The organism is Burkholderia sp. MBR-1, assembly GCF_013822785.1.
Taxonomy (GTDB): Bacteria; Pseudomonadota; Gammaproteobacteria; order Burkholderiales; family Burkholderiaceae; genus Burkholderia; species Burkholderia vietnamiensis.
Genome location: NZ_CP053611.1, coordinates 659,969 through 685,307 on the forward strand (window position 1 = coordinate 659,969; position 25,339 = coordinate 685,307).

A 25,339-nucleotide genomic window follows, 5' to 3' on the forward strand; every position below is an offset into this window, starting at 1 on the left:
CCGTTATCGAGCCGGCTGCTGCGCCGCACACCGCGCACCGCCCCCGCTCACCCACGCTGCTTCTCCTCGAAATACACCTGACGCGCAGCGACGAGACGCAATTCATCGAGCAGCGCCGCGGCCGCGCGCAGCATGTCGTCGAGCGACACGACGCCGACCAGTTCCCCATCGGCGCCGACGACCGGCAAGCGACGCACGCCATGCTGGCGCATCCGCTTCGCGAGCAACCAGATGTCGTCGTCGGCGTTCGCGAGCGCGACGGGCGCCGACATCACGTCGCCGACGAACAGCGCGCCGGGCGCCGCGTCGGCGCGCACCACGGTCAGCACGATGTCCCGATCGGTGACCATCCCGACCGGCACGCGCCGCCCGTCCTGTTCGCTCACGACGACGAGATCGCCCGCGTGGGCGTCGCGCATCATGGCGGCCGCCTCGACGACGGTAGCCTGCGTCGTACACGTGGCGACATCGCGGGTGCAAAGCATCGCGGCATTCATGTCGATTCTCCCGTCAGCAGTTCAGCGCAACACCGGTCGATGCCCGTCGCGACGCACGACGCCCTGCTTCGGCTCGCTGTCGCATTGGATGGCCACCGGCTCGTGTCCGCATCGGATACGAACAACGGTACATGCGGCGTCGCCGCCGCGGATTGATGCTAGTCAGCGCGACACGGCGGCGTCGGAACGCGAAATCGTCGGGCGATTCGGCACATTCGCGAGCAACGCGCGCACGATCCCTGCCGCCTCGTCGACGTGCATGGGAAGACGGCACCCGACATGCCGACGCGGATCGCGATCGACATGCGGGAACGTCGATCTTCGCTCCGACGTGCCGATCGACCTTGACGCAGGTCATCCGGCGAGCTTCGGCGATCGAAGCAATCGAAGCGGTCAACGACGGATCCGACGCGACGACAGCCGAGCACTGCGGCGATGCAGCATGCCGATTCGGCTGAACGTCGCCGCGAAAAATCGGATGAATCGCTGCGTTGAGCGGCATCAAGACACGACCGCGTCGCGAGGCTCAGCATGCACCGGTCAACCTCGGGAGACCACGAATGAACTGGTACTGCGACGTCGAACGCGAGCTGTCCCATATCGAAGGTTCCATTCGTCTGCTCGAGCAGACACGCTCCTACTTCCCGAGCAGCGCATCCGTGAGCGATCCCGCGTACTGGCGCGCGAGACTGAACGCGGTCAGGGAGACCGTCGAGCGCAATAATGCGCTGCTGCGCCGCACCGACGAGATCTTCGCGCTGCTCGACCGCCTTTGAGCGCGACGCGCGAGTCGATCACGGCGTCGCCGTCCGGCGTTTGCGCACCGCGCGTGCGCGCACCGCGAAAGCTGTGCGAAAGACACATGAAAGCCGGTATAGACGCACGGTGGAACGAAGCCGCCCCCGGCCCGACGCCGCCATCACACGATTCGCGTCCCGGTCGACCGCGCCGACCATTCGCGCGCTCGCGATCGCGGATTCATGCGTCATTTATGCTATAAATGGGCGCCTGATCCGATCCCCTGTTGCCCTCGCGACGGGACTGCGTCGCAGGCTGAACATCGTGCACGACTGGTATGCATTATTCGACGAAGTAAAGAAGCTGGGCGGCTATCCCAGCGACGCCCAGCTCGCGGAGGCGCTCGGGTTGACCCGCGCCCAGATATCCGCGTGGCGCACCGGTAAGAGCGACCTCGGCACGCTGTCGAAGCTGCGCATCCTCGATGCGCTCGGTCAGGACGACGTGCGCTCCGCGGTCCTGAGTCTCCTGCCGGAAAGCAACCGCGACATCCTGATCCGTCAGCATCTCGAACTCGTCGCGCGCGTGGCGCAAGGCACGCAGTCCGATCGCGGCAGTCGCGACGGCGCGCGCGCAGCCGGTGCCGCGCCTTCGGACAACCGGCTGCTGCGTGCGCTGCCGGCCGACGAACTCGACCGGCTAGCACCGCATCTCGTACCGGTGGATCTCGCGCCCGGACAAGTGCTCCACAAGCAAGGCGACAGCCTGAGCCACCTGTATCTGCCGACCACCGCGGCCTGCGTCGTCTTCCATTCCACGAAAGCGAGCGCACCGCTCGGCCTGGCCATGATCGGCAACGACGGGCTCGTGGGCTTGTCTGCATGTATCGGCGAGCCGCGCGCGGCCAACCGCGTGGTCGTCCAGGGCGCGGGCCATGCATACCGGCTCGACGCCGACGTCGCCAAACAGGAATTCTCGCTCGGCGGCACGTTCCAGCGACTGCTGCTGCGCTATACGCAGGCATTGCTCGCGCAGATGTCGCAACTCACCGTGTGCGGGCATCACCATTCGCCGCTGGAGCAGCTGTGCCGCTGGCTGCTGCAAACGCTCGACCGGCTGGACGGCAACGCGATCCAGTTCAGCAGGAAAGTCTTTCCGGGGGTACTGGCGTTCGACGGCGCGCTCGCCCGCAATACGCTGCGCAAACTGGAGACCGACGGCGCGATCCGCTATCGTCCCGGCCTGATCACGATCGTCGATCGCGACGCGATCGAGCACCACGCGTGCGAGTGCCACCGCATCCTGTGTCGCAACGACGCACGCGTGTTCGCCATGCGCTGACCCACGACGGGAAACGCGTTCAGGCGGGCGGCGTGTCGCGCACCGCACTGTGCCCGCGTGCCGCGAACACCGCGTCGATGATCTGCTGCAGCCGCATCAGGCAGCCTTGAGCATTGCCCGGGGAGTTCAGTTCGAGCGCTTCCAGCACGTTGACGATGCCTGCCAGAAACGCGTCCCCGACCGGATCCTCGCGGCCGCACGCGCGCAGGTACTCGGCGCGCCCATACAGCGCACAGATGAAATCGACCTGATGGGCCGCAAACGATTCATCGTCCTGCGCGTCGACCTCGAAACGCTCGTGCGCGTGTCCCTGCAGCGCGATGGGCAGACGAAAAAACATGTTCATACCACTGGCCTCGAATGAGAAGGGACCGCTAGGCCGGAGCGCCTGCGACACCCCTCTCTGCCATTGAAACTTTCGCCGGACCCCGCCGGCTCGCCATTTTTCTTCCGCGGCGATCCCTTCGTCAAGTATATTTGACACTCGGAGACTCGCGAAGATGATGCACAACGATTCGATGGACGTATTGACCGTCGCCGGGCTGTTCGTCACGCTCGGAACCTGGGCCTGGGTTTTCTGCAAAATGCAGCGCGTCGCCGCCACGGACCATCAGACGAATGCCGCGTGCGATACGCCCGTCGCGTCCAGCAATCGCGATCACGTCGTTCTGTTCAATCCGGCAGCCGAACGCATGGTCGGACGCAGCGCGCGCATGCCGGCCCACCCTACCATCGCGACGTGTCGATCCGCTGAAACAGAGCACGCGCGCCGTATCGAACCGGACTCGGCACCGCTCGCAAACGCCGCCGGCATCGCGACGTGCGTTCGCGCCATCGACGCATCGCCGGCGCGCGCCGCGCACCCGCGCGCATGTGCCGAACACAACCCCGTTGCGACGTGGCTGATGCGCGACGGCGTGATCGTCGGGGTGAACGACGCATGCCTCGCGCTGCTCGGCGCGCTCGCGCCGGCAGACGTGATCGCCACAGCGGCATCCGCGTGGCTCGACGCGGACGGCCTGAAAGGCGTGCGTCGACAACTGGCGATGGCGCCAGTCGCGCCGCACGGGCGGACCGAGCCGACGGCTGGCGTCCTCACGCGCCGCGACGGTCGGACCCGCGACGTCGACGTGTTGGCGACCGTATCGAGCGACGCAGTTCATGCGCCGGTGCTGTTGACGTTCCACGACGTCACGCGCCGCAATGCGACCGAGCGCGAGCTGCGCGAATCGCGCCATGCGTTGCGCGAGCTCGCGCGCGGCGTGCAGCGTGAGCGCGAGGCCGAATTCGCACGCGTTGCCCGCGAGCTTCACGAAGGGCTCGCACAACCGCTCGACGCGTTGAAGATCGAGATCGCCGCGCTGAACGCACGTTATGCGCAGCTGATGCAGCGAGACGGAACCGCGGACGAAGCCAGCCGGAAGATCGACGCGCATCTGGACCATCTCGCCGCGCACGTGCGGCAACTTACCGCCGACCTCAGGCCGCCGATGCTCGACGAGTTCGGGCTCGCCGCCACGCTCGAGTGGCTCGCGCAGGATCTGTTCGCCCGATACGGCGTGAAGATCGACACCGACCTCAGCGCGACCGTGGTGGACGATGCGGCCGCGTCGGTGCTTTATCGGATCGCACGCGATGCGCTCGAATCCGCGCGGCTGCGCGTGCCCGTTGCGCGCATCGGCGTGCAGTTGCGGCAGGCCAGCGGTTTCGTCAGGTTGACGATCCGGGAGGACGGCGCGCTCGACGACGCCTTCGTCGACCGGCAGCGCCCTCCGGCGCTGTTCGCGATACGCGAGCAGGTCGCGACGATCGGCGGCGACGCCGACTGGAAGACGCTCGCCACCGGCGGGCAGGAACTCGTCGTGCACTTGTCGTCGTTGTCGCGCCGCTAGCGCACACCGGAGGCCGTTCATGACGGTGAGGCGAGCGTAGCGGCAGTTGCGCGTTCGACCGCTGCGCGCACGTCGCCTTCGTCGTCGATCATTGGGCCGGCCGATCGCTGCGCGTGACGAGATTCGCCTTCAGCGCCGCGCTCATCGGCATGTCGAGATTCGCGCCGCGCGGCGGAATCGGCGCTTGGAACCACTTCGCATAGAGCCGCGCGAACTCGCCGCTTCTGATGAGCCGCGTGAGCGTGCCGTCGACGAGCCGCTTGAACGCTGGATCGTCCTTGCGCACCATGCATGCGTATGGCTCGACCTGCAGCGCGTCGCCAGCGACGACCCAACTGCCGGGATCGTCGGCATTCGCCCGCAGTCCGTACAGCAGAACGTCGTCGAGCGCGAGCGCGGCGACCTTGTCGGTCGCGACCATCTGCAGTGCATCCGCATAGTCCTTCGCGAGCACCACGTCGGCATCGATGTGCCGCGCGGCGAGTTCGCGCCGCAACGTCTTCTCGTTCGTGCTTCCGGCAACCGTCGCGACGGCCTGGTGCGCAAGGTCCGCGTAGTCGCCGATGTGCGACGCGCGCTTCGCCATCAGCCGCGTGCCAGCATAGAAGTAGTTGATCGAGAACGCGACGTCCTTGCCGCGCGCCGACGTATTGGTCGTCGATCCGCATTCGAGGTCGTAGCTGCCGTCGACCAGCAGCGGAATGCGGTTCTGTCCGGTCACCGGCACGTAGGCGACCCGCAGGTCGGGCCTGCGCAGCGTCTTGCGGACGTCGTCGACGATGGCCTCGGTCACGTCGACCGAAAAGCCGACGGCCTTGTGCGGCGTCAGCAGATAGCTGAACGGCACCGCGGCTTCGCGGTACGACACGACGATCCGGCCGGAGCGCGAGATCTTGTCGAGCGTCTGCGCGCATGCGGCCGTCGACGCGACGCACGCCGCGAGCAATGTGGCGAGCACGGCAAAGGACCGATGTCTCATGACTCCCCCTTTCCACGATGGGCACCCCGCAGGCGCGGTGTCGCGAGCCGTGCGGCGACGGGCGGAACGCATTCCGCAGCCGTCGCCGCGCGTGTTCGAGACCCGACGTGAATTCACTGTAGGCGCCGCCCCTCGCGTGCCCTTGACGCAAGTCAACGGCGCGGCGGCGCCGTGGCGCAGGGCCGTCCGGATTTTCCCGATCGACAATGCAAACGGCCCGAGGTCGATCGACGACCTCGGGCCGCGCACGCGCCGGGCATCCCGCCTGCCCGCCGCGCGCCGCCGTTCAACGGGCTCGCGCCCGCATCAGAACTGGTAGCCGGCGCCCACGACCGCACCGAAGTCGGAGCGCGTATTGCCCGTCACCGACGCCTTGACGACCCAGCGGTTGCTCTCCGTCACGTACGAATAACCGGCCGCGAACCCTTGCTGCCCGTGATAGTTCGACGTCGCCGCCGACACCATCGAGCGCCCCGCGCCGGTCGGCTGCGGCAAGCCGGCCACCGCCATCGCCGAGGCGACGCCGCCGTACATGTCTTTCTTCAGATCGTTGAACGCGTTGTACACCTGCCCGACGCGCTGGTCGGTGTAGCCGTTCGCCTGCGTCGACGCAGCGTTCAGGTTGTCGTTCAGCTGCTGCACGTTCACCGCGTCGGTCGGCGCCGTGCCGGCCGCGACGTTGGTGATCTGCCGCTCGTTGCCCTGCGCGCCGACCGAGAACGAATTGTCGCGATCGGCCACCGAGCCCTGCCCGACCGCCACCGCGTTCTTGCCGGTCGCGGTCGCCGTCGAGCCGATCGAACCGGCATCGGCACGCGCGATCCACGTGGTGTTCGCATCGGTCGCCGCCGCACGGATCCGGTCGTTGGCCGCCGCGGTGTTCAGCGCGCTGTTGAACTGCGCCATGTTGACCGCGTCGTTCGCGTTCACGCCGGCCGCGACGCCGCTCAGCACGCGGTCGCCCGAAGTGCCGGCGAAGTTCACGCTCGTGCCGCCCGAGTCCTTGCCGACCGTGATCGCGCCGTTCGCGTCCTGCTGCTGCACGAGCCCGGCCCGGCCGTTCGCGATGTTGGTCACGTTGCTCTGCAGGTTCGAGATGTCGGTCGTGTTCTGCGCGACCTGCTGGTTCGTCGCGTACAGTTGCGAGCCGTTCACCGCGTCGGTGCTGGTCGCATTGAGCGCGCCGGCCTTCACGTTGGTGATGCGCGTGCCGCCCGCGCCGCCGAGCGTGATCGAGCTCTTCGAGGCATCGTCGTACTGCACCGCGAGCGCGCCGAGCTGGTCGAGGTTCGACTGCACCGACTTCAGCTGCTTCACGTTCACCGCATCCGTATCGTCGGTGCCCGCCGCGACGTTCTTCAGCACGACCGCCGCGCTGGCGTTGCCGCCGACCAGCGACACCGAGTTCAGCCGGTTGCCGTTGCCGTCGACGTCGTACTTGACGACGTTCTTCACGGCCTCGCCGGTCTGGTTCGACACCTGGGTGATCTGCTGCTCGAGATCGGTCTTCACGCCGTACAGCTGGCCACCGTTGACCGCATCCGTGCTGCCGGCCGCGATCCGGCCGTCGGCGACATTGGTCAGCTGCGTCGGCGCGCCGTCGCGTGCGGCGCTGTAGGCGCCGAGCGTCGGGTCGAACTGCAGCGCGTCCTTCTGCAACCCGGCGATCGCGGTCGTATTGCCGGCGATATGGGTTTCGGCGTCGCCGAGGCGCGTTTCGTGATTCTCGAGCGTCGTCGTGTTGCTGCCGACGCGGCCGTCGAGGTTCGTCAACGCGTCGCCGACGTTGTTGAACGCATCGCCGCCAACCCGGTACGACGGCGCGCCGAGCGAGCCGTCGGCATTCGCCGTTGCACCGCCGCCGAGCGCGGCCGCCGTGGCGTCGGTCGCGCGGCGCAACTGCGCGCCGTTGACCGCGTCCGTGCTGCCGGCCGACACGCTGCCTTCCGCGACGTTGGTCACGCGCACCGGCACGCCGCCGTTGCCCGCGCCGAGCGACACCTGGCGCTTGCTCGCATCGTCGTACTTCACCGCGAGCGCGTCGAGCTGGCTCGTGCCGTCGTGGATCGCCGCATTCAGCTGATCGACGTTCACCGCATCGGTGCCGTCGCGGCCGGCCGCGAGGTTGCCGATGCGCTGCGGCCCGTTGCCGCCGTGGCTCGCGTCATAGGTGCCGAGGCCCGCGTTCCATTGCAGCGCGTCCTGTTGCAGCGCGGCGATATTACCGGTGTTCACGTTCACCTGATCGCCGAGCTTCGTCACGCTGTTGCCGACGTTGGCGATCGACTGGTTCAGCGTATCGGTCGCCTTGCCGAGCTGGCCGACGTTGACCGCGTCGTTCGCGGCCACGCCGTCCGCGACGTTGTGCAGCGTCGTGCCGTTCGGGCCGGCGAACGTGACCGAATCGAAGCCGCTCGCGCCGTCGTACTTCACGTTGCGCGCGTCGGCCGCCTGCAGGCCGCCAATGTTCGACGCCGCGGTGCTCAGCGACGCGCTCAGGCCGGTCACGTTGTTCTGCAGGTTCGTGATGTTCCCGACCGCGGTCGACAGCGACGTCTGCAGCGGCGCGACGGTGCCCTTCAGTTGCCCGACGTTCACCGCGTCGGTATCGGCAACGCCGGCCGCGAGCCCGCTGATCGTCGTGCCGCTCGCGCCGTCGAGCGCGATCGCCGCATGCGAATCGTCGGTGTATTTGACGACGTTCTGCGTCGCGGTGACGATGCTGGTGCTCAGGCTGTTGCCGACATTGGTCACGCGCTGGTCGACGCTGGCGATCGACGTCGACAGCGTATTGCCGACGGAGGTCACGCGCGCATCGACGTTCGCGATGCCGGTGCTCAGCGTACCGTTGACGTTCTTCAGCTGCTCGACGTTCACCGCGTCCGTATCGGCCGCGCCGGCCGCGACGTTGCGGATCTGCCGTTCATGGCCGACCGAACCGAACGACACCGCGCCGCCGACCGGCGCCGCGGTGCCGCCGAACACGGGCGTACCGCCGTTGTTCACGCCGATGCTGCCGGAGCCGATCGCCACCTGGTTGTTGTCGTTCGTCTGCGCGCCCGCGCCGATCGCGACCGACTGCGTGCCGCCCGCACGTGTCTGCGTCGCCGCGTCGTAGGAAGCGCCGTTGGAGACGCCGTCGCTGGTGGTCGGATTCGCGCCGCCGATCGCAATCGAACGATCGCCGCTCGCCAGCGCCGAGTGACCGAGCGCGATGGAGCTCGTGCCGTGCGCGTCGGCGACGTTGCCCAGCGCCATCGAGTAGTCGCCGATCGCGGCCGACTGGCGGCCCACCGCGAGCGCCGTGTTGCCTTGCGCGAGCGCCACCGTGCCGATCGCGGTCGCCGAGTTCGCGAGCGCCTGCGCGCCGACGCCGATCGCAATACCGCCGCCGCTGCTCGAGCCGCCCTGGCTGCCGGCGTTCGACTGGTCGCCGATCGCGATGCCGCTGGAACCGGCCTTGGCGTTCGCGCCCGACGTGAAGTTCGTGCTGCTGGTCGCGACGTACGTGCCGCTCTTCGTCGCGACGCACAACGGGTTCGTGCCGTCGATGCATTGCCCGGTCAACGCGTTGTCCGGATTGCCGCGGTCGACGAAGTTGTCGGCGTGGGCAGCCCCCGCGACCAGCACACCTGCGCTTGCGAACATGGCGGCGACGAGCGCCGATATCTGGTTCCTCTGCATTTTCTGCTCCGTTATATATGGCTTATGGTTTATGGACTACTTACGTTCATTCACACCGTCGAATCCGACTTCTCGTTGCTCGCGCGGCGCGCCGGGCCGTGTTCGCCATTTGCCAGAACCTCAGCAATGCGAAGTTCAGGTTATGGACGAGTTCGTCCCGGCCGATTCTCGCGATTCAGCCTGCTGCAATTGACAATCCGAATGGGACGCACCGCGCGGCGCGACTAACCCCGTTTTTTCTATTTCGTCCGTCGCGCCCCGACCGACTGCTTTACGCGACACATTGTCACCAAGGCAATTCGTTCTGCACCGCTAATGCAGATACGAAGATTGCCGCGCCGAATATGTATCGTGGTACACATCGATTAGCGAAACCGATTTGGTTTCATCAGCGCCAGACTTCTTTGTCAGACCGACCGATCCGGTGAATCGATTCGCCATCCAAAGTTCGGACGAATTATGGGACAGCACCTTGCGTTCGAGAAGATGTCATTCTTTATAAAATGACAAATCCTGTATTTTCAATGACTTACATTATAAAAACGGTATGCGCAAACGATTGCGCATTTCCGCGACCAATAAAAATGTTTTCTGAAGCGGACAAATGCTTTGCCGGAGCGAATCCGAGGGAAACGCAATCAAGTTAAAAAACGTAAAACCGGAAAACCTTCCTGCGGCACTTTCGCCACGCGTCCGAATAATCCATGCCGTTATGCTGGTGAGGATTCGAATCTCCCCCTACAATCCCATTCGCATCGATTCCGGTCGCGACCATGATCTGCCGCTTTATCGCGTCAGCAATAGAAAGAGACAACGCCGGGTATTGGGCCGAGATACTGCCTGCCGTGCAGACCGGCCGATTCTGTTTGTCGATGCGCGCGTGCCGCGCCCGTTCGTGAAGCCATGTCGCAGCTTCCGACGATTTTCCCGCAGTGGAATCGATACGCACGGCAACGCAGCCCGCGGCACTTCCCGAACAGGTAAACGATGCAGCCCTCGACATCCGTATTGAGCAATGCCCATATCCTGATCGCCGACGATCAGCCCGACCAGTTGCGCTTGCTGGTCGACCTTCTGCGCGACACCGGGTGCCGGATCAGCATCGCGCACGACGGCGTGCAGGCGTGCCAGCGCGCGCAGGCGCTGTTGCCCGATCTCGTGCTGATGGACGTGCGGATGCCGCGCATGGACGGGTTCACCGCGTGCCGGCGGCTGGCGGCCGACCCGCTGACGAGCGCGATCCCGGTGATCTTCCTGACGGTGGCCGGCGAACTGCACGAGCGCATCGAAGGGCTCGAGATCGGCGGCGTCGATTACATCGTCAAGCCGTTCGAGCCGGCCGAAGTCATCGCGCGGATCCGCGTGCAGCTGATGCGAATGCGGCGCCCGCTGCCAGACGACGCATCGGACGCGCCCGCCGTGGCTGCGGCCGGCAGGGACGACGGCATCATCGTGCGCGCGGCGATCCGCCACCTGTCGCGTTCACTGCACGAGCCGCCGACGGTGGAGCAACTGGCACGCGCAGTCGGTACGCACGAGAAGCGCCTGTCGCGCGCGTTTCGCGACAATCTCGGACAGACGGTGTTCGAATACGTGCGCCACGAGCGGCTGCGCGTCGCGCGCGATCTGCTGGATTCGACGTCGCTCAGCATCGCCAGCATCGCGAAGGAGATCGGCTTTGCGACGCCCGCGAATTTCGCCACCGCGTTCCGCGAACGGTTCGGCATCACGCCGACCGAATGGCGCAGGCAGCGCGTCGCGGCCGCGCCCGCGACCGGCCGCAAGCGGGAACGCGACGCGTAACCGCGGCGGCAACGACGGCTGCGGCTGCCCCGCCCTGTTTCGCGCTTGGCAGCCCGTGCGGGCATTGCCGAATCCTCACACCGCGAACGAGTGATAGCCGCTCACGGCGAGACGCTCGAACAAGTTGGCGACTTTCATCGCGAAGCGCCGTTGGCATAGCTCGTCGTGCGCACCTACGCCTGCCATCGGCCGAACGAAGTCGTATGAAGAAGTGTCCGACCCGCGAGCCGTCACAAGCCGCGCCAGCGAGCCGACGACGACGCGCACCAGCCCTGCGAATCGCGACGACCCATGCTGCCCGCGCCGCGCTGGCGCTGGTACCATACGCCAGCCTCTCTACCGGAACCCGCGATGAAGCTGTCATTCGAAGCGCTCGAAGCCCTGGACGCGATCGACCGCACCGGCACGTTTGCCGAAGCGGCGGAGCTGCTGCACCGCGTGCCGTCCGCGCTGACCTATCAAGTGCAGAAACTCGAGAGCGACCTCGGCATCGCGCTGTTCGACCGCAGCGGACGACGCGCGAAGCTCACGCATGCGGGCCGCGTCGTCGTCGAGGAAGGCCGGCGCCTGCTGCGCGCGGCCGAACAGCTCGAGCTGAAGGCGCTGCGCGTGCAACAGGGCTGGGAAACGGAAGTGCGCGTCTGCATCGACGAAATCCTGCCGTTCGACTCGCTGTGGCCGTACGTCCATCGCTTCTATGCGCTCGGGATGGACACGCGGCTGCGGCTGTCGACCGAAGTGCTCGGCGGCGCGTGGGACGCGCTGATTTCGCGTCGCGCCGATCTCGTCGTCGGCGCGGCCGGCGAGCCGCCCGAGCTGCCGGACATCATCGCGCGGCCGATCGGCTCGCTCAAGCACGTGTTCGCGGTCGCGCCATCGCATCCGCTCGCCGCGCTGCCCGAACCGCTGTCGATGGCCTCGGTCGTCCAGTATCGCGGCGCGGTGATCAGCGATACGTCGCGCGAATTGCAGCCGCAGTCGATTGGGATCGACCCCGGCCAGCCGTACCTCGCCGTGCCGACGCTCACCGCCAAACTGGAGGCGCAATGCGCGGGCCTCGCGGTCGGCACGCTGCCGGAATGCATCGCGGCGCCCGCGATCGCCAGCGGCAAGCTCGTCGCGCGCGAGGTGACGGGCATGCGCGACACCACGCACTGCTATCTCGCATGGCGCGGCGACGAAGCCGGACGCGCACTGCACTGGTGGGTCGAGCAACTCGACAAACCCGACCTCGTCGATTGCTTCACCGCTGCGCACTGACGCTGCCGTTCGACGGCCCGCGCGCGGGCGCGTTCGCCCTGCGCGGCACGCATGGCGCGTGATCACGCCCGCTTCCACGCACGGCCTCGGGCGCCCCGTGCCGATCGTCTGACACGCCGCTCAGGGCTTTAATCGGCGTGGCCTCTGCCCCGGCTGCATCACGCTGCTCTCCGCTCCCGCTTGCGCCCGGCCGACAGCGCCGCGACTCTGCCGGCGTCAGCCGAGCGTATCGTGCAGGCGCTTCATCTCCTTCTCGAGCCGCCCGATCAGGCTGAACGACGCGTGGGGCTTCTCGGCCGGCGGAACCAGCATCCGCTCCTCGGCGGCGATATGTTTCGCCAGGCCGTCCGGCGACGCGGCGAAGGTCAACGGGCGCAGGCCGGCCGCGCCTGCGCTCGCGCTACGCGCGCCGAAGCGGGATGCGCGGCAGCGCATAGCGGCCAGCGCCGGCGATCGCGATCGTACCGAACAGGATCAGCAGCATCCACGCGAACTGCCCGTCGCGCAGCGACCAGTCGGGATGCACGAACACCAGCGCGACGACGGTGATGATCATCACCGGCAACGCGGCGAGCCTCGGCCACAGGCCGACGATCATGAAGATCGGACACACGACTTCCGCGAAGATCGCGAACAGGATCGACAGCGTGCGCCCGAGATGGAACGGGTCCTCGATCGCGGCCGCTTCGGCCGTGTAGTGGACGAGCTTCGGCAAGCCGTGCACGACGAGCAACAGCAGGCTTGCGCTGACGCGCAGGAACAGCAGGCCGAGATCGACGGCCATGCGGGCGGGGGCGGGTTGGGCAGGATTCATGTAACGGTCGTCCGGATGGGCGGATGAGGCGCCGACGCGCCCGTTCGGTGGCGTCACGCCACCGCGAGCGAACGCGGGCGATCGCGGCACGCACGCCGACATGCGGCCTGCGTGCGCCGTTCGCACAATCTACGCGCGCGAACCGGTGCCGTCCTGTAGCCGGACTGAAACCTTCTGAAGCCTGCGCGGCGTTACGGTTCGCGCGACTGCGCGTCGGCGTCGAGCGCATCGTGGCCGAGGCGATGCACCTGCAGCCATGCGTGATGTGCGGCCTGCGTCGAGCCGCCGGTATGAGCGAGCGCCGCCGCATACGCGGCGAGCAAGCGCACGCGCGCATCGGCGCAGGCCGGCGTCACGTCGGCATCCTGCATCGCGTCGAGCGCCACGCGCGCGCGCTCGCGGCATTCGTCGACGAGCGACAGGTCGAACAGGCACGGCACCGCCACCGCGGCGAGGTCGATGCCGAGCGCGCGGTCACCGCCCGTCGAGAATGCCCAGTCGAGCGCGGCGCGCAGGTTGCCGAGCTCGCGCCGCACGACTTCGAGCCGCACGCTGCCACCCGCGCCGTTGCCGCGCCCGCCGGGCGCGTGCCTGAACAACTTCAGGAAGTAGCACAGATGCGAGCGCGCCGCTGCCGCATACTCGCCGTGCGCCTCGAGCTGCTGCCGTGCATAGGCGCGGGTGGTCGTGAGCAGCCGGTAGCGCGGGCCGCCTTGCGAGGTCTCGAGGATCAGCAGCGACTTCGACACGAGGCCGGCGATCGTATCGAGCAGATCGGTGCCGGACGGCCCGTTCGCGCCGACGACCTCGCGCACGGCCTCGATCGTGAAGCTGTCGCGGAACACGCCGAGCCAGCGCAACAGCAGCTGCTCGTCGTCGCCGAGCAGCCGGTAGCTCCAGTCGTACATCGCCTGCAGCGTCTGGTGGCGCGGCAACGCCGTGCGAAAGCCGCCGGTCAGCAGCCTGAAGTGATCGTCGAGATGCGCGGCCAGCACGTCGATGCCGAGCACGGCGGCGCGCGCGGCCGCCAGCTCGATCGCGAGCGGCAGCCCGTCGAGCCGGCGACACACCGATGCCATCAGCGCGAGGCTGCGTTCATCCAGCGGAAAGCGCGGATCGGCCGCACGCGCGCGCGCCGCGAACAACTGCACGGCGCTCGCGTTCATCGCATCGCGCGGGTCGGCGTCGGCAGCGGGCACGTCGAGCGGCGGCACCGGGCACACGCGCTCGCCATGGATGCGCAGCGCCTCGCGGCTGGTCGCGAGCACGCTCAGCCCGTCGTCGGCATCGGTCAGCGCGCTCGCGATCCGGGCGGCGTCGTCGAGCAGGTGTTCGCAATTGTCGAGCACGAGCAGCATCCGGCGCCGCGCGACACTGGCCAGCACGGCTTCGAGCGTCAGCGCGCCGGCCGGCTGCGCGATGCCGAACGCGCTGGCAAGCGCGTCGGGCACGAAGTTCGAGCAGGCCACCGTGGCCAGCGATACGAACACCGTCCCTTCCGGGAACCGCTCTTCCGCACGCGCGGCCGCCTCGATCGCGACGCGCGTCTTGCCGATCCCGCCGGCGCCCACCAGCGTGACGACGCGCGCGACTTGCAGCGCGGCCTGCACGTCGGCCAGCATCGTTTCGCGGCCGAACAGCGCACCGGGCACCATGGCCGGGCGCAGCGTCTCCGTGCGCACCGGCGGCTCGGCGCCGTCCCGCTCGACCACCAGCCGGTAGCCGCGGCCCGGCACCGTCACGATAAGGTTGCGGTCGGCGGCCAGCGCCTTGCGCAGCGACGCGATATGCACCTGCAGGTTGTTTTCTTCAACAACGGTATGCGGCCAGACGCGCTGCATGATTTCATCTTTCGATACCAGCGCACCGTCCGCCCGAATCAATAATTCGAGAATTTCGAATGCGCGGCTGCCGATACGCAGCAACGTGCCGTTCGAACGAATTTCACGTCTGTCGAGAAAAACGTGAAGTGTTCCTATCCGGATCATGAGAATTTCGCGTTGGTGACGGTCAACCGCGCGCCGCGGGGGCAGCGCGCGTATCCGGCGTCAATGCTACGGTATTTGCATGATCGAATGATTCAAATTATCCGAATGGAACGATCGCATTTTTTGAAATGACCGGAAATTGGTAAATACCGGTATTGGATTCGCCGAATCGGCTACCGCCCCACGCAGGTGCGTTTCACGCATGAAAGCGGGGCTGCGTCGATGAATTTATCGGCCAATAAGCGATGAAAAGGCTTTCGACCGAATGCCGATTTTTATTCGTCCAACGAATACCGGTCGATCGGCTCCCCAGCGTCGCGTCACGCGTGCGGCTGCCGCACGGCGAAGCGGTCGAGCGCCGCCGCGAGGATCATCTCGCGGCAGTTGGCCGGGCGCTTCGCGCCGCGCCATTGCGGCTTGTAGATCGCGTCGCCGGTCGCGATCGGCAGCCCGGTCAGCGCGCAGCGGCCGCGCGAGCGCGCCTTCGCGCTGATCCAGCGCTGCTCGTCGTAGCGGCAGTGGGTCGAGTCGCTCCACGACACCAGCACCGACGAATCGGTCTGCCGTTCGGCGGCGATGATCGCGCTGCGGCGCCGCGCGTCGCCGCTCGACGGGATCGGCGGGTCGTCCCGATGAAGGCGGCTGCGGCCGTCCGTCTGCGCGGCGCGCGGCGTCGGCCGCAGCCCCGCGACGGGCGACGGCCCGAGCGATGTGATCATCAGCTCCCAACGAGTGAACGCGTCCATGGCGGCATATCCAGGCAAGTAACGGGCGGGCCCGCGATTCGGTGATCCGGGCGATCCGGGCTCGTTCGCGTCGCGCGGCGCGGGCTGCGGCCGACGCCAGCCGACGCGACGTGCGCCGGGCGGCCCGATGTCGACGATAGTCGCCGTCCGCTGAAGAGTCTCGGTGACGGACTGAATTGTTCTGCAGCGCGGCCTCCCGCTCGCACGCGGGCGCGTTCAAGAAAATTCAGCCGGATTTCAGTACGGCGCTCGCGGCGCCGGGATACGCTCCTGACGGCATTCGCTCGTCCGCGCCGCGTCGGCCGGCACGTGGCGGCGCAGACCGGCCGCACGACGGGATGGCGGAGGCCGGTCGCACCGATTCACCATCCCGTGCGGCAACGCCGCCGCATACCCCAGGAGTCCAGATGCATCCCGAACAGACCGATGCCGTACCGTCGGCGCGCCGCCGCGACATGCTGCTTGCGGGGGCCACGGCCGTTGCGGCAGCCGCGCTGCCCACGATGGCGGCCGCGGCCGGCAAGCCGGCCGGCAACGCCTCTTCAGCCCACCCAGGAGCTCATACGATGAACACGATCACCACGAAAGACGGCACGCAGATTTACTTCAAGGACTGGGGCGCGGGTCGCCCGGTCGTGTTCTCGCACGGCTGGCCCTTGTGCGCCGACGCGTGGGATGCGCAGATGCTGTTCCTCGTGCAGCACGGCTATCGCGTGATCGCGCACGACCGCCGTGGCCATGGCCGGTCGAGCCAGCCGTCGCACGGCAACGACATGAACACGTACGCGGACGATCTCGCCGCGCTGCTCGACGCGCTCGACGTGCGCGAAGCGACGCTCGTCGGCCACTCCACCGGCGGCGGCGAAGTCGCGCGCTACATCGGCCGCCACGGCACGAAGCGCGTGTCGAAGGCCGTGCTGATCGGCGCGGTGCCGCCGCAGATGGTGAAGTCGCCGACCAATCCGGGCGGCCTGCCGATGGACGTGTTCGACGGCATCCGCAAGAACGTCGCGGAGAATCGCTCGCAGTTCTACAAGGATCTCGCGGTGCCGTTCTTCGGCTACAACCGTCCGAACGCGAAGGTGTCGCAAGGCACGATCGACGCGTTCTGGTCGCAGGGCATGATGGGCGGCATCCACGGCCAGTATCTGTGCGTGAAGGAGTTCTCCGAAGTCGACTACACGGACGACCTGAAGAAGTTCGACGTGCCGACGCTCGTGCTGCACGGCGACGACGACCAGATCGTGCCGATCGACGATTCGGCCCGGCTGTCGTCGAAGATCGTCAAGCACGCGGTGCTGAAGGTGATCGAAGGCGGCGCCCACGGGATGTGCGTCGTCAACGCCGATCGCATCAACGCGGAGCTGCTCGCGTTCCTGCAGGCGTAAGCGTGACGTCCGTCGCGGCGGCGAACCCGCCGCGACGACGCACGCCGCCACAGATTTTTTCAGGAATTTTCAGATGCGCGGTCGCGCACTCACGGCGCACGCGCCGGGCGCAGTACCAGGCCGATCGCCGCGCCGACGAGCGCGAACGCCATCGCGACGCGGAAGTTGTCGGCGAGTGCGAGCGTGGTGGCCTGCACGCGCACCGCGCGATCGACGAGCGCGTAGGTGGCCTGGTTGCCGGTCGCGAACGTCGCGCCGTGCGCCACCAGCGACGCCGCCCCGGCCCGCAGCCGCTCGAGCGTCTCCGGATCGGACAGCGACACGTGCAGACCGACGAGATTCGAATGGGTTGCCTCCCTGATTCGCTGGATCACCGCAATGGCCGTCGTGCCGAGCTGACCGCTCAGCAGACGCGTGGTCTGCACGACCGCGCCGAACGTCAGCGCATGCTCGGCCGTCACGTGCCGGCCGAAGAACACGATGACCGACGTGAGCGCCATCGTCTGCCCGAGCGCCTGCAGCAATTGCGACGGAACGAAGTCGGGCTCGGCCCACACCGGCGTGAGCTGCGCGCCGAGCGCGAACGCGATCGCCACCGTCACGAACCCGGCGACGATCAGCCGGCGCGGATCGACGCGTTGCAGCAGCAGCGCGACGCACGGCGCGAACAACAGTTGCGGTATCGCGATCCAGTGCAGCGTATCGCCGATCTGCAGCGGACGCAGCCCGTAGGTGCTCGCCAGGAACAGCGACGGGATGAAGCTCGTGTTCAGCACGGTGAAGCGCACGAGGCCGACCAGCACGATCAGCAATGCGATGTTGGGGCGCACGAGATAGCTCAGATCGATGCCCGCGCGCGGCGACACCAGCTCGTGAATCAGGAATGCGGCGATCATCAGCGTGCCGATTGCGAGCAGCGCGACGATCAGCGGCGACTGCAGCCAGAACAGCCGCTCGCCCTGGTCGAGCGCGATGCACAGGCACGTGAAGCCGCCGGCGCCGAGCAGCATGCCGCGCGCGTCGATGCCGGATGCGAAGCGGCGGACCGGCTCGTCGGCGAGCGACACCATCAGGCACGCGATGAACGGCACGGTCAGCGCCGCGTTCTGCCAGAACAGCCAGCGCCAGCTCAGGTGTTCGCTGTACCAGCCTTCGAGCGTGGCCGACAGGTTCAGCGACATCTCGAGATTCATCGCGTACGCGGCGATGCCGAACGGAATCAGCCGCGGCGGCAGCGTGCGCACGACGAAGCCGATCGTCAGCGGGACGAACACGCCCGACGCGAGCCCGGCGATCGCCTGGCACACGATGAATGCGCCGAACTGCGTGCACAACGGCAGCGCGGTCTCCGCGCACAGAAACACCGCGGCGCCTGCGAGCAGCACGCGGCGTGTGCCGAACAGGAACGCGGCCGCGATCGCGAGCGGCCCGACGAACATCTGCGATGCGGTGAATGCGGTGTTGATCCACGCGCCTTCGTCGAAGCCCGCGCCGAGCGCGCCGCGCACGTCGGCGAGGCCGAGCGACGTGATGCGCGACGTCAGCGTCGCGATGATCGCGCCGAGCAGCACGGCCGCGATCGCCGCGATCGAACGAAACGTCGGGATGTCGGAAGCGGGGCCGACAGCCGGCGCCGCGGCACTACCGGGGGCGAACGTGGTGTTCATCGTCGAGCGGCTCCCGCCTGTCAAGCTGGCGCAAGCATAACGCGATGCGCCGAAACCTGCCCGTACGATGGAGTTTGCCGAACATGACGCCGCCCCCGTCCCCCACCCCGCCCGTTGCATCGGCTGCGACTGCGCCCGCGCCGTCGCGTGCGCGCGCGCCGGCGATCGTCGCGATCGCGGTGCTCGCGCTGCTGCTCGTCGGGTCGTTGCTGTACGCGTTCGATACGCGCGACCTCGGCACCGACGATGCGTACGTGACCGGCCACCTGCATGTGATCTCGCCGCGCGTGGCCGGCACGGTCGAGCGTGTGCTCGTCGACGACAACCAGTTCGTCCACGCGGGCGAGGCACTCGTGCAGATCGATCGGCGCGACTTCGACGTGCGCGTCGCCGCGCAGCGCGCGCGCGTCGCGCAGACCCGCGCCGATGCGAGCCGCGCCGTCGCGCTGATCGCGCAGGCCGACGCGGCGCTCGTTGCCGCGCGCGCCGATGCCGAGAAGGCCGAGCTCGATTACGCGCGGGCCAGCGAGCTGGCGCACGAGACGCCGCGCGGTTTGTCGAAGCAGGAGTTCGACGCGGCCGATGCCGCGCGCAAATCGGCGCGGGCGCGCGTCGCGGCGGCCGACGCGCAACTGCGCAGCGCCCTCGCCGCGTCGCAGGCCGCCGATGCCGCGGCTGCCCAGAACGACGCCGAACTGCGCGACGCGCAGCTTCAGCTCGGCTATACGACCGTCGTCGCGCCGTCGGACGGCTACGTCGGCAAGAAGACCGTCGAGACCGGCGAGCACGTCGCGCCCGGCCAGGCGCTGCTCACGCTGGTCGAGCCGCATCCGTGGATCGTCGCCAATTTCCGCGAGACGCAACTGCGCAACGTGCGCACCGGCGACGCCGTGCAGTTGCGCTTCGATGCGCTGCCGCAGCGCACCTTCAGCGGCCGCATCGACAGCCTGTCGCCGGCGACCGGCGCGCAGTTCGCGCTGCTGCCGCCCGACAACGCGACCGGCAATTTCACGAAGGTCACGCAACGCGTGCCGGTGAAGATCCTGCTCGACGGCCCGGCGGCGACGGAGCCGCGCATCCGGCCCGGGCTGTCGGTCGTCGTCACGCTGCAGCGCAGCCCTGACGCACGATGAAGCGCGCATCCGCCCTGCTCGCCGCGAGCCTGTTGAGCGCGTGCTCGATCGCACCGCAGCCGCTCGCGCCGGTGGCGCTCGGGCACGACCGGTTTCAGCATGCCGACGCGTCGGCCGAGCATGCGCCATCGATGCAAGCGTGGCCCGCATGGTTCGGCGACCCGCAACTGCACTCGCTCGTCGACGCCGCGCTCGCGCACAACTTCGACGTGCGCGCCGCCGCCGCGCGCGTCGCGCAGGCGCAAGCGCTGCTCGGCATGCGCGACGCCGCGCTGTGGCCGAGCGTGCGCGCCGATCCGTCGTTCAGCCGCGCGCGCGTATCAGGCACCGTCGACAACGCGTTGCCGAAGCGCACGATGCACAACTGGTCGGTGCCCGTCGCCGCGAGTTACGAAGTCGATCTGTGGGGCCGGCTGCGCGGCGACACGGATGTCGGTGCGCAGAACGTGCTGCAGGCCGCGGCCGATCGCGATGCGGTTCGGCTGCGGGTGGCGACCGAGGTTGCCGTCGACTACCTGACGCTGCGCTACGTCGACGACGATCTCGCGACGCTCGACAGCGCGATCGGGCTGCGCCGCACCGAGCTGGACGTGATCGCCGCCCGCGTGCGGGCCGGCGCGGCGAGCGACCTCGACGCACTGCGCGCGTCGGCCGATCTCGATACCGCGCGCGCCGATCTCGCGGACAGCCGGCGCTTGCGCGAGAATCTCGTCGATGCCATTGCAGTGCTGACGGGTGCAGCCCCAAGCGCGTTCGAGCTCGAGGCGAGCACCGTGCCCGTTCGCGTGCCGGACGTGCCGCCCGGCCTGCCGTCGACGCTGCTCGCGCGCCGCCCGGACGTGTTCGCCGCCGCGCGGCGTGTCGATGCCGCGTCGCTCGAGGTCGGCATCGCGCGCACCGCGTGGCTGCCGACGCTGACGCTGACCGCCGACGGCGGCTTCGCGACCCGCGACCTGCGCACCTTCATCGATCGCAACAGCTCGCTGTGGAGCCTCGGCGCGAACGTCGCGCTGACGCTGTTCGACGGTGGCAAACGCGATGCCGCGGTGGCGGCCGCGCGAGCCGGCGTCGAGGTTGCCGACGCGAACTACCGGGCGACTGCGATCGGCGCGTTGCGCGACGTACAGGACGCGCTCAATGACATCGCCGCGCAACGGGAGCGGATCGCGCGCTACGGCGACGCCGTGCGCGCGACGGATGCCGCCGCGCGGCTGTCGCTGAGCCGCTATGCGCATGGTTACGTCGGCTATCTGGAAGTCATCGATGCGGACCGTGACGCGTTGAATGCCCGGCGCCAGTTGATTCACAGCCGGCAAGCGCTCGCGATCGCGACGGTGAGCCTCGTGCGTGCGCTGGGTGGCGGCTGGACGGCGCCCGCGGGAGCGGGCCGGCAAGCGGCGCGCGATGCGGTGCAAACCAATGCGCAGTGAAGCCGCGCTCGTCGTGCGGTGCGCGCATGCACGCGCGCATCATGCGAGCCGGTGCGCATCCTCGCCGAGAAACCGGTGCACGAAGGTCACGGCCATCGCGCCTTCGCCGACTGCCGACGCGACGCGCTTGACCGACCCGGACCGTACGTCGCCCGCCGCGAACGAGCCCGGCACGCTGGTCTCGAGATAGTAGGGACGGCGTTCGAGCGGCCACACCCGTTCGAACGCCGGACAGTCGTACAGATCGGTGCCGGTGACGAGATAGCCGCCGGGATTGCGGATGATGGCGGTGTCCTTCGCCCATTCGGTATTCGGCGCGCCGCCGATGCAGACGAACAGGCGCGTGGCCGGCACGCATTCGGATGGGCCGTCGTCCGTGCGGATTCCGATCGCATCGAGCCAGCCGTCGCCGTACAGTGCGTCGACCGCCGACCGGTAGCGCACCGTGATGTTCGGCGTGCGCTCGATCCGGTCGATCAGATAGCGCGACAACGTGTCGGCGAGCGATGCGCCGCGCACGAGCATCGTGACCTCGCGCGCATGGCGCGAGAAATTCATCGCGGCCTGGCCGGCCGAATTGCCGCCGCCGACGATGAACACGTGTTCACCGGAGCACATCGGCGCCTCGCTCGATCCGGCGCCGTAGAACAGCCCGGCGTTGAGAAACGCGGGCTCCTCCGGCAGCCCGAGGCTGCGGTATTCGATGCCGGTCGCGCAGATGTTCGAGCGGGCGACGAGCACCGAGCCATCGGCGAGATCGACGTGAATCTTGCCGTCGACGAAGCGCGCGTGCACGCCTTCGCGCATCGTCAGCAGTTCGACGCCGAACTTCATGGCCTGTTCTCGCGCGCGCTCCGCGAGTTCCGCGCCGGGAATGCCGTCCGGGAAGCCCATGTAGTTCTCGATCAGCGAGCTGGTGCCGGCCTGACCGCCCACCGCGGCGCGCTCGATCAGTACCGCGCGCAGCCCTTCCGATGCCGCATAGACGGCCGCCGACAAACCGGCCGGCCCCGCGCCGTAGATCGACACGTCGTATTCGACGAAGCGCGGCTGCGCGACCCAGCCGAGCCGCGCGGCGATTTCCGCGAGCGTCGGCTGGTACAGGCGCGAGCCGTCCGGAAAGATCACGACCGGCAGCCGGACGTCGCGCAACGGTGCGATGCCGAGCTCGCGCGTGCAGTCGGCGTCGGAGGTGAGCTCGCACCAGTCGTACGCGACCATGCGACGCTGCAGGAAATCGCGGATCGCATACGCGTCGCGGCTGCGCGGCATGCCGATGATTCGTATGTGGTGCGGCTGATTCATGCGCGGCTCCCGATGTTGGCGATGGGGACGCGGCCGGCTGGTGGGATGATCGCCGCCGCAGTCGCGAATGTACGCCGGGGTGGCGCGGCGCGCGGCGGGGTTCATAACAATTAAGGTGGGGGTGGGTGGGGAATGCTGGCGGGATTCAGCGTCGAGGTGGCTGGACGTTTTCCCTCATTTCGTCATGCTTCGTCATTGGCTACCGCTCGCCTCGCATGGTCGATGTATCGAGAATCGCCGCGCTCATCCGCTGCATCGTCAATGGTTCGCGCCCAATTCAATCTGGTTGCCCGTCACGATGAGTTTCACCGGGTCCGTTTTCTTCCACTGGGACTTGGGGATCACCAATTGCCACGTGGCGCCGTCCTGATCGCGGAAAAATCCCACGACACCCACCGCCTGGACTTCGTCCGCCATCGGCGCCGACAGCTTGACCGTTGCGCCCGGCCCAAGTACGGCCTCCATGCTGCCGGCGAGATCGACCTTCAGCAGTTCACGATCATCGTCAAGCAGTCGGCTGTAGGATGCCTTTTCAAAGGCCTTCGTATCCTTCAACTGATAAGCGCGCACTACGACGGGCAATGATTGGCCCCGCTCGTTCGGATTCAGCGCAGCGCGGCTCTCGATCACGAGGTTCATCTGCTTGACCTTGCGGGTGAATACCGCGCGCGTTGCGTCGACGGTCGTTTCCTTTGCCGACTGCCACATGCCGCAGCCGGAGAGCAGTGCAGCGGCCATTACCCATGCGCCCGCAAGCTGGCTCCGTCGTCGCGTCCGTTTCGTCTGCTGTGTCACAACCAATCTCCCGCCTTGACTGCGCTTGGATAACGGCGAACCGGTCCACCCACACCTTCATGCAGCACGAGTCGCACCGCGTAATGGAAACAGGCGTAACGACCGACGAAGCGGCTCATCACGTCGCCGAACAGCGCGACATCGCCCGGACCGGCGAAGCTCGATGGCTCGATGCCAACATTCACGTTCATGATTCTGTCGACGCGTGCACCCACGATTTCAGTGTCTTCATCCAGCCATACATCGCGAATCGCCTCGATACGCCGCCGGTTATCGTCCTGTGCCGACCAGTCGTACAGCGACAGCGCACCGCGCAGCACACTCGCATCCATCATGTTGAGTTCAGTCGAACCCATCGCATTGAAGTGTGAAACGACTTTCCAGTCGTATTCGCTGCCACGCGGCGGATAAAGCGGCATCGTCGGCGCCGTGAGATTGCGCACCCGCTCGACACCTGCAAACGCCGATACCGGCTCGGTAATCATCGATTCGCGTAGCGCCATACGCGGCAAACGGCCATTATTTGCCAGCACCCGAACCGTTACGTGCCCGTCCGGCAGGCTGTCGGGTTCATCCCATAGATGGCCGCCGAGCGTGATCCACATCTCTCGCTGGCCGGTTACGCCGTGACGAATCGACGCGTGGTAATAGCGCTCGGGCGACTCGTAGCGCATCATCCCGCCGCGGTGCCGAAACTCCTTGAACGACTGGTATTCGAATTGCATCGCATGGCGAGGATCGGCTGCCACGACCGACAAGGCGTCGTAGGGCTCGACATGATCGCCAGCGGAAACAGGTGGACGTACCGGATAATCGCGGTCATGGGCATTGGGGCGAATCGCCTGCGCATCCACTTCGAACAGGTTGATCACCGGCGTGCAGAACAGACGGATATTGTCCGCGTCGAACGTCACGTCGCCGGCCATGCGGCCGTCGATCACGATCTCGAACTCCATGCGCGTCTCACCGGACGGCACGCTTGCCGTGTTGAATCCGCAGAGGTCGACGAAGTGAAATTTTTCCGGGAACGAGAAATACTCGAGCAGTGTCTGTTCACGATCGAGCTCGGCGTCGCGTGCGCCGTGGTCGACCGGCCACAATCGGGTATCGGGACCGAATCCGGCTGCCTCAAAACGCACATCCGGTTGTGGTTGCAACTGACCGTCGAGCACGCGTGGCATACGCACACCGACCGATTCGACCTGCCGTGTGAACACTGCGTACAGCGCCGATGCGGTCGGCCGGTCACCATGGAGATACAGGCGAATACGCGACAGATCGTCGAGCAGACGCTGCTCGCGATGCAGCAGATTGAATGCAAGCCGGATCACCGTGCGGCCGTCCTCTCGCATCCGCACGCCGGCTTCGCGGATCTCGAGCGGCAGCAAGCGTACCGGTTGAGTGGTGCGATAGACACACACCGTGGCGTCGGACCCAATCGGCGTGGAGCGCACCCGCAGCCCCGCCGGTAAGGTATCCAGAATCCGGGCCTCGCCCGTGCGTGGCTCGCACTGAAGGATTGCCAGCGACGGAATGGTACGGCCCGCATGCGGCCACAAATGGTCGATCAGCGGATCAGTCACTTCCGGCAGCGCATCATCGAGCTTCATTCGCAGCCGACTCGCTAGAAATGCGAAGCCCGCGTATGCAGCTTCCACTCGCTCGTCCCGTGCACCGGGCGAAGTCATCCCCAGTTGGCGCGCGGCCTGTGGCTGCGCTTCGGCGAATTCTCTGCCCGCTTCGCGCAGGTAGCGCATTTCCGAATCGAAATACTTCAGAAACGGATCGTCTTGCTGCGTTATCCGCTCGGCATCCATGCGCACTCTCGCTCCATAGTCCACAGTGACGTCCTGCGAAGCGCCGGACTCCCCTGGTAGGG

Annotated in this window: 20 protein-coding genes; 8 read left to right on the forward strand and 12 right to left on the reverse strand. The window is 67.5% G+C overall.

The window, feature by feature from the left end; genetic code table 11:
* Nucleotides 1-47 precede the first annotated feature (47 nt).
* The gene (locus MBR110_RS27490; RefSeq protein ID WP_014726054.1) at nucleotides 48-497 is read right to left on the reverse strand and encodes a CBS domain-containing protein; all 450 of its coding nucleotides are present in this window, start codon (nucleotides 495-497) and stop codon (nucleotides 48-50) included.
* A 560-nt stretch (nucleotides 498-1,057) separates the two neighbouring features.
* Between MBR110_RS27490 and MBR110_RS27495 the strand changes: the two genes are divergently transcribed.
* Together MBR110_RS27495 and MBR110_RS27500 are read left to right on the forward strand one after the other, a co-directional pair.
* The gene (locus MBR110_RS27495; RefSeq protein ID WP_045579814.1) at nucleotides 1,058-1,273 is read left to right on the forward strand and encodes a hypothetical protein; all 216 of its coding nucleotides are present in this window, start codon (nucleotides 1,058-1,060) and stop codon (nucleotides 1,271-1,273) included.
* A 109-nt stretch (nucleotides 1,274-1,382) separates the two neighbouring features.
* Nucleotides 1,383-2,576 (forward strand): Crp/Fnr family transcriptional regulator, encoded by a 1,194-nt coding sequence (locus MBR110_RS27500; RefSeq protein ID WP_258569997.1) that lies wholly within the window; start codon nucleotides 1,383-1,385, stop codon nucleotides 2,574-2,576.
* A 19-nt stretch (nucleotides 2,577-2,595) separates the two neighbouring features.
* Here MBR110_RS27500 and MBR110_RS27505 read toward each other — a convergent pair whose 3' ends face one another.
* Nucleotides 2,596-2,973 (reverse strand): hypothetical protein, encoded by a 378-nt coding sequence (locus tag MBR110_RS27505; protein WP_258569998.1) that lies wholly within the window; start codon nucleotides 2,971-2,973, stop codon nucleotides 2,596-2,598.
* 103 nt (nucleotides 2,974-3,076) lie between these two features.
* Between MBR110_RS27505 and MBR110_RS27510 the strand changes: the two genes are divergently transcribed.
* Nucleotides 3,077-4,468 (forward strand): PAS domain-containing sensor histidine kinase, encoded by a 1,392-nt coding sequence (locus MBR110_RS27510; RefSeq protein WP_014726061.1) that lies wholly within the window; start codon nucleotides 3,077-3,079, stop codon nucleotides 4,466-4,468.
* Between the two features lie 88 nt (nucleotides 4,469-4,556).
* Here MBR110_RS27510 and MBR110_RS27515 read toward each other — a convergent pair whose 3' ends face one another.
* Together MBR110_RS27515 and MBR110_RS27520 are read right to left on the reverse strand one after the other, a co-directional pair.
* Nucleotides 4,557-5,447, reverse strand: a complete 891-nt coding sequence (locus tag MBR110_RS27515; RefSeq protein WP_181709533.1) for an amino acid ABC transporter substrate-binding protein — start codon at nucleotides 5,445-5,447, stop codon at nucleotides 4,557-4,559.
* A 306-nt stretch (nucleotides 5,448-5,753) separates the two neighbouring features.
* On the reverse strand, nucleotides 5,754-9,131 hold the full coding sequence (locus tag MBR110_RS27520) for a YadA family autotransporter adhesin (protein ID WP_181709534.1): 3,378 nt from the start codon (nucleotides 9,129-9,131) through the stop codon (nucleotides 5,754-5,756).
* A 987-nt stretch (nucleotides 9,132-10,118) separates the two neighbouring features.
* On the opposite strand from MBR110_RS27520, the gene MBR110_RS27525 reads away from it, so the two are divergent.
* Nucleotides 10,119-10,934, forward strand: a complete 816-nt coding sequence (locus MBR110_RS27525) for a response regulator transcription factor (protein WP_014726065.1) — start codon at nucleotides 10,119-10,121, stop codon at nucleotides 10,932-10,934.
* Between the two features lie 351 nt (nucleotides 10,935-11,285).
* Nucleotides 11,286-12,194, forward strand: a complete 909-nt coding sequence (locus MBR110_RS27530) for a LysR family transcriptional regulator (protein WP_059696755.1) — start codon at nucleotides 11,286-11,288, stop codon at nucleotides 12,192-12,194.
* A 216-nt stretch (nucleotides 12,195-12,410) separates the two neighbouring features.
* Here the strand turns inward: MBR110_RS27530 and MBR110_RS27535 are convergent, their stop codons facing one another.
* From MBR110_RS27535 to MBR110_RS27550, 4 genes are all read right to left on the reverse strand, one after another.
* Nucleotides 12,411-12,563: a hypothetical protein gene (locus MBR110_RS27535; protein ID WP_155624700.1), complete on the reverse strand. Its 153-nt coding sequence runs from the start codon at nucleotides 12,561-12,563 to the stop codon at nucleotides 12,411-12,413.
* 31 nt (nucleotides 12,564-12,594) lie between these two features.
* A complete protein-coding gene (locus MBR110_RS27540) occupies nucleotides 12,595-13,008 on the reverse strand; it encodes a DoxX family protein (protein WP_059740356.1) in 414 nt (137 codons plus the stop codon).
* A gap of 191 nt (nucleotides 13,009-13,199) precedes the next feature.
* Nucleotides 13,200-14,996 carry an ATP-binding protein gene (locus MBR110_RS27545; protein WP_176044280.1) on the reverse strand — a complete coding sequence of 599 codons (1,797 nt, stop codon included), beginning with the start codon at nucleotides 14,994-14,996 and terminating at the stop codon, nucleotides 13,200-13,202.
* Nucleotides 14,997-15,316: 320 nt separating this feature from the next.
* On the reverse strand, nucleotides 15,317-15,742 hold the full coding sequence (locus MBR110_RS27550) for a DUF3331 domain-containing protein (RefSeq protein ID WP_046422863.1): 426 nt from the start codon (nucleotides 15,740-15,742) through the stop codon (nucleotides 15,317-15,319).
* 407 nt (nucleotides 15,743-16,149) lie between these two features.
* On the opposite strand from MBR110_RS27550, the gene MBR110_RS27555 reads away from it, so the two are divergent.
* Entirely contained in the window at nucleotides 16,150-17,130 is a 981-nt protein-coding gene (locus tag MBR110_RS27555; RefSeq protein ID WP_011880429.1) for an alpha/beta fold hydrolase, read from the forward strand.
* Between the two features lie 89 nt (nucleotides 17,131-17,219).
* Here MBR110_RS27555 and MBR110_RS27560 read toward each other — a convergent pair whose 3' ends face one another.
* Entirely contained in the window at nucleotides 17,220-18,797 is a 1,578-nt protein-coding gene (locus MBR110_RS27560; protein WP_059456650.1) for an MFS transporter, read from the reverse strand.
* A gap of 83 nt (nucleotides 18,798-18,880) precedes the next feature.
* Between MBR110_RS27560 and MBR110_RS27565 the strand changes: the two genes are divergently transcribed.
* Nucleotides 18,881-19,930 (forward strand): HlyD family secretion protein, encoded by a 1,050-nt coding sequence (locus MBR110_RS27565; RefSeq protein ID WP_176315263.1) that lies wholly within the window; start codon nucleotides 18,881-18,883, stop codon nucleotides 19,928-19,930.
* Nucleotides 19,927-21,360 (forward strand): efflux transporter outer membrane subunit, encoded by a 1,434-nt coding sequence (locus tag MBR110_RS27570; protein ID WP_181709535.1) that lies wholly within the window; start codon nucleotides 19,927-19,929, stop codon nucleotides 21,358-21,360. The genes MBR110_RS27565 and MBR110_RS27570 overlap by 4 nt, the downstream gene beginning before the upstream one ends.
* A 39-nt stretch (nucleotides 21,361-21,399) precedes the next feature.
* Here MBR110_RS27570 and MBR110_RS27575 read toward each other — a convergent pair whose 3' ends face one another.
* The 3 genes from MBR110_RS27575 to tssF form a co-directional block, all read right to left on the reverse strand.
* Nucleotides 21,400-22,665, reverse strand: coding sequence for an NAD(P)/FAD-dependent oxidoreductase (locus tag MBR110_RS27575; RefSeq protein WP_046422868.1), 1,266 nt, complete (start codon nucleotides 22,663-22,665; stop codon nucleotides 21,400-21,402).
* 258 nt (nucleotides 22,666-22,923) lie between these two features.
* Nucleotides 22,924-23,403 carry a type VI secretion system lipoprotein TssJ gene (gene tssJ / locus MBR110_RS27580; RefSeq protein ID WP_226246230.1) on the reverse strand — a complete coding sequence of 160 codons (480 nt, stop codon included), beginning with the start codon at nucleotides 23,401-23,403 and terminating at the stop codon, nucleotides 22,924-22,926.
* Between the two features lie 53 nt (nucleotides 23,404-23,456).
* Complete coding sequence (gene tssF / locus MBR110_RS27585; RefSeq protein ID WP_258570019.1) at nucleotides 23,457-25,217, reverse strand: type VI secretion system baseplate subunit TssF; 1,761 nt, start codon at nucleotides 25,215-25,217, stop codon at nucleotides 23,457-23,459.
* Between the last annotated feature and the right edge of the window lie 122 nt (nucleotides 25,218-25,339).

Bases quoted from the DNA above. Each gene is read 5' to 3' on its own strand.
- MBR110_RS27490 (WP_014726054.1), bottom strand. From the start codon at position 497: ATGAATGCCGCGATGCTTTGCACCCGCGATGTCGCCACGTGTACGACG.
- MBR110_RS27495 (WP_045579814.1), top strand. From the start codon at position 1,058: ATGAACTGGTACTGCGACGTCGAACGCGAGCTGTCCCATATCGAAGGT.
- MBR110_RS27510 (WP_014726061.1), top strand. From the start codon at position 3,077: ATGATGCACAACGATTCGATGGACGTATTGACCGTCGCCGGGCTGTTC.
- MBR110_RS27515 (WP_181709533.1), bottom strand. From the start codon at position 5,447: ATGAGACATCGGTCCTTTGCCGTGCTCGCCACATTGCTCGCGGCGTGC.
- MBR110_RS27520 (WP_181709534.1), bottom strand. From the start codon at position 9,131: ATGCAGAGGAACCAGATATCGGCGCTCGTCGCCGCCATGTTCGCAAGC.
- MBR110_RS27525 (WP_014726065.1), top strand. From the start codon at position 10,119: ATGCAGCCCTCGACATCCGTATTGAGCAATGCCCATATCCTGATCGCC.
- MBR110_RS27530 (WP_059696755.1), top strand. From the start codon at position 11,286: ATGAAGCTGTCATTCGAAGCGCTCGAAGCCCTGGACGCGATCGACCGC.
- MBR110_RS27540 (WP_059740356.1), bottom strand. From the start codon at position 13,008: ATGAATCCTGCCCAACCCGCCCCCGCCCGCATGGCCGTCGATCTCGGC.
- MBR110_RS27545 (WP_176044280.1), bottom strand. From the start codon at position 14,996: ATGATCCGGATAGGAACACTTCACGTTTTTCTCGACAGACGTGAAATT.
- MBR110_RS27550 (WP_046422863.1), bottom strand. From the start codon at position 15,742: ATGGACGCGTTCACTCGTTGGGAGCTGATGATCACATCGCTCGGGCCG.
- MBR110_RS27555 (WP_011880429.1), top strand. From the start codon at position 16,150: ATGCATCCCGAACAGACCGATGCCGTACCGTCGGCGCGCCGCCGCGAC.
- MBR110_RS27560 (WP_059456650.1), bottom strand. From the start codon at position 18,797: ATGAACACCACGTTCGCCCCCGGTAGTGCCGCGGCGCCGGCTGTCGGC.
- MBR110_RS27565 (WP_176315263.1), top strand. From the start codon at position 18,881: ATGACGCCGCCCCCGTCCCCCACCCCGCCCGTTGCATCGGCTGCGACT.
- MBR110_RS27570 (WP_181709535.1), top strand. From the start codon at position 19,927: ATGAAGCGCGCATCCGCCCTGCTCGCCGCGAGCCTGTTGAGCGCGTGC.
- MBR110_RS27575 (WP_046422868.1), bottom strand. From the start codon at position 22,665: ATGAATCAGCCGCACCACATACGAATCATCGGCATGCCGCGCAGCCGC.
- tssJ (WP_226246230.1), bottom strand. From the start codon at position 23,403: ATGGCCGCTGCACTGCTCTCCGGCTGCGGCATGTGGCAGTCGGCAAAG.
- tssF (WP_258570019.1), bottom strand. From the start codon at position 25,217: ATGCGCTACCTGCGCGAAGCGGGCAGAGAATTCGCCGAAGCGCAGCCA.